At 52.6% G+C, this 13,942-nt stretch carries 15 protein-coding genes; 6 read left to right on the plus strand and 9 right to left on the minus strand.

Annotated elements, in window-relative coordinates:
* Positions 1-2 precede the first annotated feature (2 nt).
* Positions 3-914 carry a pyrroloquinoline quinone biosynthesis protein PqqB gene (pqqB, locus tag B0F88_RS02155; RefSeq protein WP_104422313.1) on the minus strand — a complete coding sequence of 304 codons (912 nt, stop codon included), beginning with the start codon at positions 912-914 and terminating at the stop codon, positions 3-5.
* 111 nt (positions 915-1,025) lie between these two features.
* Complete coding sequence (pqqA, locus tag B0F88_RS02160) at positions 1,026-1,100, minus strand: pyrroloquinoline quinone precursor peptide PqqA (RefSeq protein WP_006892363.1); 75 nt, start codon at positions 1,098-1,100, stop codon at positions 1,026-1,028.
* Positions 1,101-1,410: 310 nt separating this feature from the next.
* Here pqqA and B0F88_RS02165 point away from each other — a divergent pair, with 310 nt between their 5' ends.
* A complete protein-coding gene (locus B0F88_RS02165) occupies positions 1,411-1,617 on the plus strand; it encodes a hypothetical protein (protein WP_104422314.1) in 207 nt (68 codons plus the stop codon).
* Between the two features lie 57 nt (positions 1,618-1,674).
* Here B0F88_RS02165 and B0F88_RS02170 read toward each other — a convergent pair whose 3' ends face one another.
* Positions 1,675-2,427 (minus strand): HesA/MoeB/ThiF family protein, encoded by a 753-nt coding sequence (locus B0F88_RS02170; RefSeq protein ID WP_104422315.1) that lies wholly within the window; start codon positions 2,425-2,427, stop codon positions 1,675-1,677.
* A gap of 140 nt (positions 2,428-2,567) precedes the next feature.
* Between B0F88_RS02170 and B0F88_RS02175 the strand changes: the two genes are divergently transcribed.
* The 3 genes from B0F88_RS02175 to B0F88_RS02185 all read left to right on the plus strand — a co-directional run bounded on the left by B0F88_RS02175 (position 2,568) and on the right by B0F88_RS02185 (position 6,460).
* Positions 2,568-2,855, plus strand: a complete 288-nt coding sequence (locus tag B0F88_RS02175; RefSeq protein ID WP_104422316.1) for a co-chaperone GroES — start codon at positions 2,568-2,570, stop codon at positions 2,853-2,855.
* Positions 2,856-2,904: 49 nt separating this feature from the next.
* Positions 2,905-4,560: a chaperonin GroEL gene (groL, locus tag B0F88_RS02180; protein ID WP_104422317.1), complete on the plus strand. Its 1,656-nt coding sequence runs from the start codon at positions 2,905-2,907 to the stop codon at positions 4,558-4,560.
* Positions 4,561-4,753: 193 nt separating this feature from the next.
* Entirely contained in the window at positions 4,754-6,460 is a 1,707-nt protein-coding gene (locus B0F88_RS02185; RefSeq protein WP_104422318.1) for a GspE/PulE family protein, read from the plus strand.
* Positions 6,461-6,519: 59 nt separating this feature from the next.
* Here B0F88_RS02185 and B0F88_RS02190 read toward each other — a convergent pair whose 3' ends face one another.
* Together B0F88_RS02190 and B0F88_RS02195 are read right to left on the minus strand one after the other, a co-directional pair.
* Complete coding sequence (locus tag B0F88_RS02190; protein WP_258076535.1) at positions 6,520-7,566, minus strand: phytanoyl-CoA dioxygenase family protein; 1,047 nt, start codon at positions 7,564-7,566, stop codon at positions 6,520-6,522.
* A 15-nt stretch (positions 7,567-7,581) separates the two neighbouring features.
* The gene (locus tag B0F88_RS02195) at positions 7,582-8,388 is read right to left on the minus strand and encodes a helix-turn-helix domain-containing protein (RefSeq protein WP_104422319.1); all 807 of its coding nucleotides are present in this window, start codon (positions 8,386-8,388) and stop codon (positions 7,582-7,584) included.
* A 178-nt stretch (positions 8,389-8,566) separates the two neighbouring features.
* Between B0F88_RS02195 and B0F88_RS02200 the strand changes: the two genes are divergently transcribed.
* Both B0F88_RS02200 and B0F88_RS02205 read left to right on the plus strand, forming a co-directional pair.
* A complete protein-coding gene (locus B0F88_RS02200; protein WP_104422320.1) occupies positions 8,567-9,046 on the plus strand; it encodes a hypothetical protein in 480 nt (159 codons plus the stop codon).
* Between the two features lie 232 nt (positions 9,047-9,278).
* Entirely contained in the window at positions 9,279-9,806 is a 528-nt protein-coding gene (locus B0F88_RS02205) for a class I SAM-dependent methyltransferase (protein WP_104422321.1), read from the plus strand.
* On the opposite strand, the gene B0F88_RS02210 is transcribed toward B0F88_RS02205, so the two are convergent.
* The 4 genes from B0F88_RS02210 to B0F88_RS02225 form a co-directional block, all read right to left on the minus strand.
* Positions 9,793-10,305 carry an HPP family protein gene (locus B0F88_RS02210; RefSeq protein WP_104422322.1) on the minus strand — a complete coding sequence of 171 codons (513 nt, stop codon included), beginning with the start codon at positions 10,303-10,305 and terminating at the stop codon, positions 9,793-9,795. The two genes, B0F88_RS02205 and B0F88_RS02210, sit on opposite strands and share 14 nt — an antisense overlap.
* A gap of 82 nt (positions 10,306-10,387) precedes the next feature.
* Entirely contained in the window at positions 10,388-11,590 is a 1,203-nt protein-coding gene (locus tag B0F88_RS02215; protein WP_104422323.1) for an NAD-dependent formate dehydrogenase, read from the minus strand.
* A gap of 128 nt (positions 11,591-11,718) precedes the next feature.
* Positions 11,719-12,636, minus strand: a complete 918-nt coding sequence (locus tag B0F88_RS02220; RefSeq protein ID WP_104422324.1) for a LysR family transcriptional regulator — start codon at positions 12,634-12,636, stop codon at positions 11,719-11,721.
* A gap of 69 nt (positions 12,637-12,705) precedes the next feature.
* On the minus strand, positions 12,706-13,878 hold the full coding sequence (locus tag B0F88_RS02225) for a molybdenum ABC transporter ATP-binding protein (protein ID WP_104422325.1): 1,173 nt from the start codon (positions 13,876-13,878) through the stop codon (positions 12,706-12,708).
* Positions 13,879-13,942: the final 64 nt, after the last annotated feature.

A 13,942-nucleotide genomic window follows, 5' to 3' on the forward strand; every position in this document is an offset into this window, starting at 1 on the left:
CTTTATAAATCGATTTCCAGACCGTCGTAGGCGACTTCAATGCCGGCGGCATCGAGTATTTTACGCTGTTCGGAATCGTCGTCTAAGATCGGGTTGGTGTTGTTGATATGGATTAATATCTTGCGGGCTTTGGCAACGCCGTTTAGGACTTCTATCATGCCGCCTTCGCCGGATTGAGGCAAGTGGCCTATCTCGCGGGCTTTTTTATGGCTGATATTCTGAGTACACATTTCGTCATCGGTCCAGAAGGTGCCGTCCACCAGTAAACAATCGACGGTTTGCATCGCAGCCATGACGTGCGGTTCTATTTCGCCCAGACCGGGGGAATAGAACACTTTTTTGCCTGTAGAAATTTGCTCGATGATGACGCCGATATTGTCGCCGTCATGCGGATCATGCCGATGCGGAGAATAAGGCGGCGCCTTGCTTTTTAGGGCTTGGGTGTAAAAGCGTAAGTCGTCAATGCCGGGTATCGTAAAACTGCTGCCGTCATAAGGAATCGGGTGATGGTTGACGGTGCAGTAATCGGCCAGCATATTAAATAAAGGGAAGCCGGTGGTCAGGTCTTGCTTGACCATTTCCGTGCAGTAAACGTCCAGCGGCTTGCCTTCCCGGAGCATCAGCAGTCCGGTGGTATGGTCAATCTGGCTGTCGATCAACATGATCGCTTTAATGCCGGTATCGCGAACGCCTTCTTTAGGCTGGATGGCTGGAAAAGCTTCCAGTTGCGCGCGAATGTCGGGGGAGGTGTTGAACAGCAGCCAGTTAAGGTTGTCGGTACTGACCGCAATCGATGACTGGGTACGGGCTTTGCCGTTCATTTCCTTGTGCCGCAAGCGGCGGCAATTATGGCAGTTGCAGTTCCATTGAGGAAAACCGCCGCCTGCACCTGAACCGAGAACTCTGATCTTCATAGTTTGGGAGGTAATTTAAATTGGGGATAAGGGCTAGATGATACGGTAATAAAGGGTTTCAGGCAAAAAAAAAGGGGCTCATCCAGAGCCCCTTTTTTGATCCAAATCGAATTAACGATTGTAGATGTACATTGTTACTTCAAAACCGAAACGCAGGTCTGTGTAGCTTGGTGTTTCCCATTTCATTGTGAATCTCCAGTAGTGTTTAAATTATTATGCTAGCTCGATCAAGTAAGCTGGCCTGAAGTATACGATGAACTATTTTTTTACGCAACTTTTGACGGCGCCCAAAGCCGGCAATGCTATTGTTCTATGCGGTTATTGCTTTATTTGACCGCAAGGCAGGGGGGGTAGAGAATCAATGATAACTGGTTAAAATTTCAAGATATTTAGATAGCTAGGGAAAGACGTTTTTTTTGACCGGAAGCAGGAAGAGAGTATTATTTAAGTTCACCTTGAAAATAATAATACACATATAAAAATATGAGGAGGAATCATGGGTGGAGTTACTGAGTTGTTCGTGGTTATGATACTGATCGCGGCGTTTGCGTTTGCACCGTTAGGCTATTTTATTTACCGGTTCACCAAAGCCAGCGACAAGCCGTTCGGTGAAATTGAACCGCATGGCGATAGTCCGTCGATGGTGAACGATTTTGCAGAAAAGGCCATTAAATATTTCCAGGGATTGCTAGCCAAAAAGTAAAGCTGTGTTGTTGATGAGCTTCCAGGCGAATTGCATCGCCTGGAAGCTCATCGGCCATCAAACCGGTAAACCGCTGCATGTCGGGCAGCTTGGGTTTTTCCGCAATTTCAGCGAATTCCATTCCATTGTTAATCCGTCCAACAGCAGCAAGCGTCCGGTTAACGTGTCTCCGATATTCATTATCAGCTTCATCGCTTCCAGGGCCTGAATGCTGCCGACTATGCCGGTGACAGGGGCTATGACGCCATTTGTGGCGCAATTTTGCAATTCTTCGCCGTCGCTGTTGTAGAGGCAATTGTAGCAAGGGCTGTCATTTGTACCCGGCGTAAACACAGTCACTTGGCCTTCAAAGCGAATCGCCGCTCCTGATACCAGCGGCGTTTGCTGTTTGACGCAGGCGCGATTGATCGCAAAGCGCGTTGAGAAATTATCGCTACAGTCCAAAACCACGTCGGCCAGCATCACTTCGGAATCAAGTTGTTCGCCATTCAATCTTTGTTTAACCGCCCTTACTTTGACATCGGGATTTAATTCATTAAGTGTCTTGCGGGTTGAAATTACCTTATCAGTCCCAATATCCGGTGTGTGATGAGTAATTTGCCTTTGCAGATTGGATAAGTCCACGATGTCGTCATCATAAATCGCGATATTGCCGACACCGGCCGCGGCAAGATACATAGCGGCCGGGGAGCCAAGCCCCCCGGCGCCGACAATCAACACACTGGCGGCTAGAAGTTTTTGTTGCCCCTCAATATCGACTTGAGGAAGCATGATTTGACGGCTATAGCGTAGTAGTTGGTTGTCATTCATAGGTCATGTTGTCGCTGTATTGTGATAGAGAATGATGCCAAAGAACTTGACACACTGCAAAAGCTCATTATCATTAGCACTCATTACTAGCGAGTGCTAATAACAAGTTTACCCTTTAATTTTAATGTTAGGAGATATTGATGAAAATACGTCCGTTACACGACAGAGTGATAGTCAAACGCGTTGAAGAAGAAACTACAACTCCCGGCGGTATCGTGTTGCCTGGTTCAGCAGCCGAAAAACCAAGCCAAGGCGTGATCTTGGCGGTAGGTAACGGTAAACCACTGGACAACGGCACAGTACGCGCCCTGGACGTTAAAGTCGGCGACAAAGTGCTGTTTGGCAAATACGCCGGCAACGAAGTTAAAGTTGACGGCGAAGAACTGATCGTTATGCGTGAAGAAGACATCATGGGCGTTTTAGGTTAAGCCTGAACGCGTTAATCAAATTTACATACAAAATATTTAAGGAATAAAAATGGCAGCAAAAGACGTATTATTTGGTGATGATGCTCGTGTCCGTATGGCGCGTGGTGTCAATATTTTAGCAAACGCAGTAAAAGTAACTTTAGGCCCTAAAGGCCGCAACGCGATTCTGGACAAAAGTTTCGGCGCTCCAACCATCACTAAAGACGGTGTATCGGTTGCAAAAGAAATCGAATTGAAAGACAAATTCGAAAACATGGGCGCGCAAATGGTTAAAGAAGTGGCTTCGCACACTTCCGACGTAGCCGGTGACGGTACTACGACTGCAACCGTATTGGCGCAATCTATCGTCAACGAAGGCTTAAAAGCCGTTGCAGCGGGCATGAACCCGATGGATTTAAAACGCGGCATCGATTTAGCTGTGTCTAAAGCCGTTGATGCGATTGTGGCTTCCGCTACGCCTTGTGTCGATAACAAAGCGATTGCTCAGGTAGGTACTATTTCTGCAAATTCTGACGAGTCTGTCGGCAAAATCATTGCGGAAGCGATGGAAAAAGTCGGTAAAGAAGGCGTAATCACTGTTGAAGAAGGTTCAGGCCTGGACAACCAGTTAGACGTTGTTGAAGGTATGCAGTTCGACCGCGGTTATTTGTCGCCTTATTTCATCAACAAACAAGAAAACATGAGCGTCGAATTAGACGACCCAATGATTCTTATCTACGACAAGAAAATCTCCAATATCCGCGACATGCTGCCGGTTCTGGAAGGCGTTGCCAAAGCCGGCCGCCCTTTATTGATCGTTGCCGAAGATGTTGAAGGCGAAGCGTTGGCTACTTTGGTTGTCAACACCATTCGCGGTATCGTTAAAGTTGCAGCCGTTAAGGCTCCAGGTTTCGGCGATCGTCGTAAAGCCATGTTGGAAGACATTGCTGTGTTGACAGGCGGTGTGGTTATTTCCGAAGAAGTTGGTTTGAGCCTGGAAAAAGCTGAATTATCGCAATTGGGTACAGCTAAAAAAGTACAAATCACTAAAGAAAACACCACTATCATTGATGGTGCAGGTTCTGAAGAGCAAATCAAAGCCCGTGTCGCACAAATTCGCGCACAAGCCGACGAAGCAACTTCCGACTATGACAAAGAAAAACTGCAAGAGCGTCTGGCTAAATTAGCGGGCGGCGTTGCTGTGATTAAAGTCGGCGCTGCAACAGAAATCGAAATGAAAGAAAAGAAAGCCCGCGTTGAAGACGCGCTGCATTCAACACGCGCAGCGGTTGAAGAAGGCGTTGTTGCCGGCGGCGGTTCTGCACTGGTCCGCGCTATTTCCGCTCTGGATAAACTGGAAGGCGTTAACCACGACCAAACAGTCGGTATCAACATCCTGCGTCGCGCGATGGAAGAGCCTCTGCGTCAAATCGTTTCCAACGCAGGCGACGAGCCTTCAGTGGTATTCAACGAAGTGCAAAAAGGCACAGGTAACTTCGGTTACAACGCGGCAACCGGCCAGTATGGCGACATGATCGAAATGGGTATCTTAGACCCTGCGAAAGTAACCCGTACTGCACTGCAAAACGCGGCTTCTGTTGCCGGCTTGATGCTGACTACCGAAGTGATGATTGCCGACGCACCTAGCGATGACAAACATGCGCACGGCGACATGGGCGGCATGGGCGGTATGGGCGGCATGGGTGGTATGGGCGGCATGATGTAATCTTGTCGTCTTAAAGCTCAGACGCTTTAAGTGAAATAAAAGCCCCGGTTGTTCCTGGAACAACCGGGGCTTTTTTTATTGTAGGATGTGTCGAACGCAGTGAAACGCATCATTATGGAAAGTTATCAGTATTTATTTTAGCTGTGCTAAATTTAAACAACCGATACATAACTGACTGCAATTGACGACCCCCATGGACATTACCAAAAAAATTCGTCTCGGCGACCTGCTGGTTCAAAACCGGATTATTACCGAAGAACAACTCACGACGGCGCTGGCCGAACAAAAGAAAACCGGAAGACAGCTGGGCCGCACCCTGATCAATTTAAACTTTATCAGTGAAACGGAACTGCTTAGTTTTCTGTCGCAGCAATTAAAAATCCCGTTTTTGGATATTTTGCAATATCCGCGCAGGCCTGAAACGATCAAGTTGTTGCCCGAGACGGCTGCCCGGCGTTTCCGGGTCTTGTTGCTGGAAAATAACGAATACGACGTCCTGTTGGCTATGGCCGATCCTACCGACTTAATGGGGCTGGATGAATTAAGCCGTATCCTGAAAAAGAATATTCAGCCCGCCGTAGTCAGGGAAGCTGACTTGTTGATGGCGATAGACCAGTCCTATCGGCGCACCGATGAAATCGATAAACTGGCCGAACAATTGCGCAGCGATATGGCGGATGATGACAATATCGATCTCAATTCAATGCTGACATCGGCTGAAGCGGCCGATGCGCCTGTCGTCAGATTGTTGAAATCAGTGTTTGAAGACGCCGTGCAAGTACGGGCTTCCGACATCCATATAGAGCCGCAAGAACATAAATTGTATATCCGTTTTCGCATTGACGGCGTACTGCACCAACAAACCGAAGCCGACCTGAAAATTACCACAGCGCTGGTATTGCGGCTCAAACTCATGTCAGGGCTCGACATCTCCGAGAAACGTTTACCGCAGGATGGCCGCTTCCAGGTCAAAGTGCGGCTACAGTCAGTCGACGTGCGTATATCGACCATGCCGACCATCTACGGCGAATCCGTGGTCATGCGTTTATTGATCCAGAATGCAGAAGGGTTTTCGCTGGAAAAACTGGGCATGCCGCCCGAACTGTTGGCCCGTTTTCGCAAGCTGCTGCATCGTCCTGACGGCATGATACTGGTTACCGGGCCAACCGGTAGCGGTAAAACCACTACTCTTTATGCCGCCCTCAGCGAACTCAACTCCTCCGCCAACAAAATTATTACCGTGGAAGACCCGGTCGAATACCGTTTGCCCGGCATTAACCAGGTGCAGATAAACGAAAAGATCGATCTCGACTTTGCCCGGGTACTGCGTTCCGCCTTGCGGCAAGACCCGGACATCGTTCTGGTCGGCGAAATGCGCGATCATGAAACCGCGCAGATCGGCCTGCGCGCCGCGATGACAGGCCATTTAGTGTTGTCAACCTTGCATACCAACGATGCCGTCAGCTCGCCCATTCGGCTGATGGACATGGGCGTGCCGCGCTTTATGGTCGCCATGTCCTTGTTGGGCGTCATTGCCCAACGGCTGGTGCGGGTCGTCTGCGAAAGTTGCGCCCAGCCTTCCATACCGGAACCCTTCGAACAGACTTGGCTTAAACTTGAATTGGGCGATACTTTGGATCCGCAAGGCTTTGTCCGCGGCAGGGGCTGCATCCATTGCAACGGCACCGGCTATCAAGGCCGGGTGGGCGTTTATGAATTGCTGGAAATGAATACCGAACTGACCGATGCCGCCAATGATCCAGACACCAGTGTTTTTATTAAACTGGCGCGAAAAAAAATAGCGGGAAACACCCTGCGCAGCAGCGCGGTGGCAATGGCTGTGGCTAAACGCACCACCGTTGCGGAAGCCATGCGCATCAGCAATCAGTTTGAAGATTAGCCGGGGGGCTGCCACGTCATTGCTCCTGTATTCTTGAGGCAATGTTGAAAGGGTTCTTCTTATTTCCAGACGGAATGGATGCCGTGGTCGTGAGGAAACAATTTAATGTATTGCACCAACCGCGGGTAATGCGCCAAGTTGCGGCCGCTGGCGTGCGGCAAGGCGTGGTGCCAGAGGATGAAATCCCCGGCCGAGCCGGTGACCGGCACCGGATCCAGGCTTTCCAAATCCTGTTCGCGCGGGTTTTGCTCCGGCGGAAGTTCCTCCAGCCAGTGATCTATACGGCGGTGGAATCCCGGCACACAACGGAAAGCGCCTTGTTCGGCGCTGGTATCGCTCAGGTATAACAGGCCCTGGACGCCGAACGGAATCGGCAAGGCAAGGCTGACATCCCAGTGTATGCGGCTGGGGCCGGATATATTGATACCGCCGCGCTCAGGCCGGTTCAGGCTGGAACGGTCTACGCTAGCCCATAAGTCGCCTGTTCCCCAAAGTTGCTCGAACGCTTTGCGGATGCGCGGTGCTGCGCGGTTTTTATTCAGGGCCGGATGCAGGAACAGCGGCACCCAAAACAGATGCGTTCCGTTGTACCAACTCTCTGAGTTTAGCGGATCCATGCCGAGAAAGTCCCATATCGCCGATTCCGCTTCCCGGCAATCCTCAGCGGAAACCGCGTTGCGCAGCACCACGTAGCCGTTTTCCCGCCAGAACGCCAAGTCCTCTGCCGACAACACGGGGTCTTGAATGTCTTCCCCATTGATGGGGTAGATACGCCGCGGATGTTCCAGATAACGCCTAACCATTGCATTAAGGCGCTCCACCAAGGCGGCATCGGGAGCACCGCCGAGCTTTTGCACAATCCACTGTTCGAATTCGGCATAGCTAGGGCGTTGATGAAACAGATATTCCGCCGGTTCGACAATGCCCAAACCCAGGCCCTGCATCAGCGTGAAATCAAGTCCGTATTCGCCATGCACACTGCTCGGATCAAGCCGGCCCTCGATTTCCAGCATCCGTTTAGACCAATAGCGCCGCAAGTGGAGCACGCCCAATCCGCCGGCCTCCATCGAAGCAAGACTATGTTCAGGTTTTGCTATCAGGTTCACAGGTGCACCCACTGTTCAGCGCTGCAATCGGGCCAGCTTTTGCAGGCCTACCGTGGGCGGCGCACCGAAAGTCTTGCGGAATTCATGGCTAAAATGGGCCGAGTCCGAAAACCCGGTAGCGTGCGCCGCAGTCGTGAAGTTGTTGCCTTTGAGTATTTCGCATATCGCTTTCCGTACCCGGATCCAGCTTCGGTAACGGCGGAAAGGGACGCCGATCTGTTTTGTGAACAGGTGTTGGAATCGCGAGGCGGATAGCCCGACCGCTTCCGACAGCGTCGCCACTGAGGTCAGATCGTCGCCATGTTCGAATAAAAATTCCACCACCTGGGCTATGCGCGGATCGATCGGCTCTGCTCCTGACCGCCGTTTGGAAAAATCCATCAGATCGGCCAATGGCTCCGCAGTCCACTGGGGATTATAGCGGTCTTCGTAAAGGTCGCGCATGAACGCAATCTCGCCGGCCGTGCCGACCAGCGCGCCGTCTATTTGGCGAGTATTACGGATCAGCGGTTTCAGCGCATCGGCCCCGGCGATATTCGGTTCGATATAAAACACCGCCAGCGGGTCGCCGCCGACATCGAGCTCATGCAGGACACCGGCCGGAATAAGTGCAGTGCGGCAGGACAGCCAATCGCCGCCATGCAGCCGCAGGCGAAAACGGCCGTAGATTCCGGCGAGAAAAACAGGCGCGCCGTGTTGATGGCTCGCGTTGTAGTACAGCGGCCCGGTAAAAAACGTGCGCCCGTCGCTGATGTCCCAGAGCGCGTCGAACTGGACGGTGTCTGTCGCAGCACGTTCATACAAGCGGGGGCTGTCTGTCATTGTTTATACTCCGATACATTGTTTTGATCCCCGTCTTTAACGCAGGCGTTGGCAGTGCAGTCTAGTCAAATAGCAGGCTGTTGACAACTCCCTCCAAGTGGCGGTGGTTTGGGCAATTCGCCGCTATTGGCGTCCAACAAGGTGGGGCGAAAGCCCCCGTATAACGATGAGGGTAACCATGACAAACCAGAAAATTTCACACGAACCGATGACCAACCTTTTTCTTTTGGCGTTTGCCGGACTGTGTCTGGCGATAGCGCTTGCGATCGCCTGGGTGCTCGGCTTCACACTGTTTTTCCCGGACGGCGGCTTGGCCGGATTGCTGGTCGAACGGGCCGACATTATCAGGGCTCATATCGACTATCTGATGATGGCCCAATTCCTGTTCATCTTTTTCCTGCTGTTTCGGCAGTATGCCATCGATCCGCCCGTCTGGGTTGTTGCCGCTTGTTGTTTCGGTGCTTTTTTCAATCCACTGTCATTCCTGGTCAGGGGCCTGACGCCGAAGCCATCCGTTGTCGCTACGATTCCTGTCGAAGCGCATTTTCCGTTTCAGGCGGGATTGAGCTTCACATTGACAACGGTCGGTTTTCTGACCGCCGTCGCGCTGGTCGTCAGGGCGGCCTGGAAATTGAGATCGGCGAAGAATGGAGGCTGATTTGCCGTCCAATGTGCTAGGCTGTTTTCGGTGGGATGCATTCATCCTGGCGCAGCCTTGCATTCTATTTGTTAATAAATTATCAAGACAATCGCTTTAGGATGACAAATGCAGGCATGTCGGCTTTTATCAAAACCCAGTAAAATAAATCAGTAGCTTTGGTTGAATTTCATTCATTCAATAACCCCGTATTTACGGAATAACGACAACAACTTATAGTCAAGGCTCACTGATGATGAAACACTATTTGCTGGAAAAACCGTCGCCCTGGATTGTTAAACACGCTCCGTTGATAGCTAAAGAAGGCCGGGTACTCGACCTTGCCTGCGGCAATGGACGCCATGCAATCTGCCTTGCCAAGCAAGGCTATCGGGTCGATGCGATTGACCGCGATGCTCAGGCCTTATCGAGCATGCTGGGGGTGGACAATATCAACGCGTCTATTGCCGACTTTGAAGCGGGCGGTTGGCCTGACTCAGAGCGGCGGTATGACGGCTTAATAGTCAGCCGCTATCTGTATCGGCCGTTGCTTCTCACTCTTGCCGAAATGCTTAATCCGGGCGGCGTGTTGATTTATGAAACCTTCATGATGGGCAACGAACATTACGGCAAGCCCAGCAATCCCGATTTCTTGTTGCAGCCGGATGAACTGTTGGAAGTTTATTCCCCTGTACTGACTATAGTCGCATTTGAGCAGGGTGAACAGAAAACGCCACGGCCTGCTGTGATGCAACGCATTTGCGCGGTTAAGAATTTATAGCGGCTGCTTGCCGAACGGTACGCGTCAGCTTGAAGATAAGACGCGCCAGGAAAAACAAAACTATTGCGCCCGCCAAGGTTGGAAACAATAAAAACGACCAGTCCGGTCGGGTTAAAAAAATAATCACAGGATTGGAACCTGCGGGCGGGTGAACGGTACGTGTGACCAGCATCGCAGCCAGGGCGGTGCCGACAGCCAAAGCCATGCTCCACCAGTCGGGGCCGACGAATTTGAGAAAACCCAAGCCAATCAAAGAGCAAAGTAAGTGACCGACGATCAGATTGCGCGGTTGTGCAAATACCGCATCCGGGAATCCGAACAATAAAACACAGGATGCGCCGAAAGAACCCAATATCCAGGGGTGGCCGGAAAGTTGACTTAAGGCGGCAATGGAAGCGATAGCCAAACTTGACCCCAGTCCGGCCCAAGCTATATGTAATAGCGAAGGTCTTGGCGGAAGGACTTTGCCGCCATTTCTATTTTTATTCTTAAGCGGCATTAGTTAAGCCCCTCCTTCCAAGTCGGCAAAGGGGATGCGGCATTGACCCGCGCATCCCCGGCTTCAGTTCAAACGATTACTATCAATCCTTCTTGAACTTGGCCGCTTCTTCCGATCCACCGGTGGCATTGCCTTTACTATAGGAATGCGCACCGACGCCGGCCAGCTTGCCGCCTTGGACAATCAGGTATTCGTCGCGAATGGGCCGATTTTCAAAGTAGCACTCAAGAATTTCGCGGGTACCGGCAGCGTAACGTGTCTGCGCCGACAGGCTGGTGCCTGAAATGTGCGGCGTCATGCCATGATTCGGCATCGTGCGCCAAGGATGGTCGTTGGGTGCCGGTTGCGGGAACCAGACGTCGCCGGCATAACCCGCCAGTTGTCCGCTTTCCAGCGCATTGACAATCGCATCGCGGTCGCACAACTTGCCGCGCGCCGTATTGATCAGATAGGCGCCGCGTTTGAAGTGCTTCAGCGTCTGCTCGTTGATCATGTGCTCGGTTTCAGGATGCAGCGGACAGTTTAAGGTCACGACGTCGCACACCTCGGTCAGACTTTCCAGGCTGGAGTGATAGGTCAGGTTAAGTTCCTGTTCGACCGCTTCCGGCAGTCTATGACGATCCAGATAGTGCAGTTTCACATCGAACGGTTTGAGCAGGCGCAATACGCGCAGACCGATACGACCGGCCGCGACGGTGCCGACGTTCATCGCTTCCAGGTCGTAGGAACGCGCCACGCAGTCGGCGATATTCCAGCCGCCTTTGATCACCCAGTTGTAGGACGGAATGTAGTTGCGCACCAGCGCGAGCGTCATCATGACCACATGTTCGGCAACGCTGTTGCTGTTGCAATAAGTCACTTCGGCAACGGTAATGTTGCGTTCCATCGCGGCTTGCAGATCGGTGTGATCGGAGCCGATACCGGCGGTCACGATCATCTTCAGGTTTTTCGCCTTGGCGATGCGTTCGGCGGTCATATAGGCCGGCCAGAACGGTTGGGAAATGACGATTTCGGCGTCGTGCAGCTCGCGGTCCAGAACGCTGTCGGCACCGTCCTTGCTGGACGTCACGACCAGTTGATGACCGTTCGATTCCAGGTAGTTACGCAAACCCAACTCGCCTGAAACACTGCCGAGCAATGCACCGGGTTTGAAGTCGATGGCCTTGGGCGTAGGCAGTGTTTGTCCGTCAGGGTAACGCTCCGGCTGAGGCAGGTCGTTACGGGCATAGGATGTTGGATAACCGTCGATAGGATCGTCGTAAAGAACCAGAATAATTTTTGCCATTTTGCTTTGCCTTAATGATAGTTGGGGGAGGGCGCGTCCGCGATGCGGACGGCCCTGATTTATCCCGGCCGGGTGGCAGTATTGTCCGGTGCTTGCGGCGTCAGCGTCTAATCGTTTCGCCGTATCGGTTAATAGATTGCGGTTATCAAACCGTCGAAACGGTGTTGCAGATTGAGGCTTTGGGCGATGTTCCAGGCGGCGTTCTGCAACGGTGGCGGCAAATCCTGGCGGCGGGCGATCAGGCCGATTTCCCGCGATAGTTCAGGGTTCAATGGAATGGCGGTGACGTCCCTGCTCATTTCAAACAGGCTTAACAGGCTGTGCGGCACCACGCTGTACAGGCCTGCGCTGCGAACGTAGGCGTACAGGGCGAACACCGAGTCTGTTTCCAGCATGATGTTGGGGCTTATGCCCGCTTCTCGGAAGGCGGCGTCGATCAGGCGGCGGTTTTGCATGTTCGGCGTTAGCAGGCACAGCGGCAATTTTGCGACATCGGCCCAGCCTAAATTGTCTTTAAAAAGCCTGGGGTCGGGGCTGCGGGCCAACAGCACATGACGTTCCCGGTACAATGGCAGTTTTCGGAAACCTTTCAGTCCGGGATCTTCGAGATAAGTCAGCCCCAAATCAAGCTCGAAGTTGTCGAGTTGACGGATCAGGTCGTCGGCGCATAGCGAAACCAGTTTGACGCCGACGCCCGGATAATCGCTCTGGTAAGGTTCGGTTAACAATGGAGCCACGGCCAGCGTAGTGGGAATGGCGCCGATGCGGAGCGTGCCGGTGAGTTGCCGGTTGCATTGCGCCGCTTCCTGCCTCATGCATTCCCAGTCTTGCGCCAGAATCCGCGCCCATTGCAACAGGCGTTCGCCTTCCATCGTAAAGCCCTGAAAGCGTTGGCCGCGGCGGATGAGGGTAACGCCCAGTTCTTCTTCAAGATGCTGGATGGCGGTGGATAAGGCCGGTTGGGAAACGCAGCATATTTCAGCCGCACGGCCGAAATGTTCGGTTTTCGACAGCGCCAGCAGGTAATGGATTTGACGGATAAACATAGTGGGATAGTTGGGGAGCCACCAGCGGTTGCAGGCGCTGGTTTGCTGAGACCGGCTAAAGGTGTCGGGTTATTCAGGCAAGAAGCCGTCGTTCGAGCCGGCTGTATCGAGATAATATTGGCCGTCGCCGTGACTGATTACCCGTTGGTAGGGCAGGGCGTCGAGCTCGGTCAGGTAAGCAATGGAGTGGGTTTTAATCAGGCAATAGATGACTTCACCTTCCTGCAAGGCCATGTTCCGGCCAGCGCCCGGCGTAATTTCAGCCAGCAGCGTACTGCCGCAATCGACCTGCACGATCAGGCTTTCTCCGCTGGGAATCAGTGCGCAGATGCGGCCCTTGATTTGATTTTGTATCGATATGCCGTCGATATAGCTGCGCGATAAGGCTATGTCTTTGGCGCGTATCGACACTTGCGCCTCACTGCCGACAGCTAAATGCGGCCGTAGCGGCAAGGTCAGCGGCAGGCCGAAGCTGTGGGCCAGGCTGCAACCGGACACATAGTCGTGACGGCTGACGGTCACCGGCAAGATGTTGTCGATCTGGCGGATGCCCAGATAGCGCAACATGCCTTGCTGCTTGGCGACATCGAGCAGCGAGCCGTTGTGCAGCACTTTGCCTTGTTCCAGCACAATCAGCCGGTCGGTCAGCTCCAGAATCTCTCCCAGGGATTGGCTGGCATACAGCACCGGCAAGCTCAGTTCATCCTGTAAGCGTTTTAGAATCGGCAGCAATTGTATTCGGTAACCGTTGCCGATCGCGGCAAAGGTCTCGTCCAGCAGCAATAGTCGCGGCGATTTCAGTAGCGAGCGGGCCAGCGCCACCCGTTGGCGTTCACCGGCGGAAAGCAGTTCGATGACATGGTTCAGGATAGGCCCCAATTCCAACAGCTCGATTAGAAAATCCAGCTTAAAAATGCGGCGGTGTTTCAGCGTCCGGTTATAGGCGGAGGTCAGGTTGTCGCGAACGGTTTCAGTCGAATCGGCGCAGTCGATTTGCAATACAGCGCCCACAGGCCGCTGTTCGCGCGGCATCATGATGCCTTTGCGGCTGTCGAACAGGATTTTGCCGTCCAGCACGATATGTCCGTTTTGCGGCTGAATAGTACCGGCGATTAAGCCGAGCACCGTGCTTTTGCCTGCGCCGGATTTGCCGAACAGGCCGACGCTTGAGTCGCTGATCGACAAGCGCGTAGTCAGGTCGAAATGTCCCCTGCGCAGTTTTACATTCATTTCCAGCAGCATGGTTACCTCCGTTAATTAAGAGATGTTTCCCTCGTTCCCACGCGCTGCCCTTCGATAAAGCTCA

This window comes from Methylobacter tundripaludum, assembly GCF_002934365.1.
In the GTDB taxonomy this organism is placed as follows: domain Bacteria; phylum Pseudomonadota; class Gammaproteobacteria; order Methylococcales; family Methylomonadaceae; genus Methylobacter_A; species Methylobacter_A tundripaludum_A.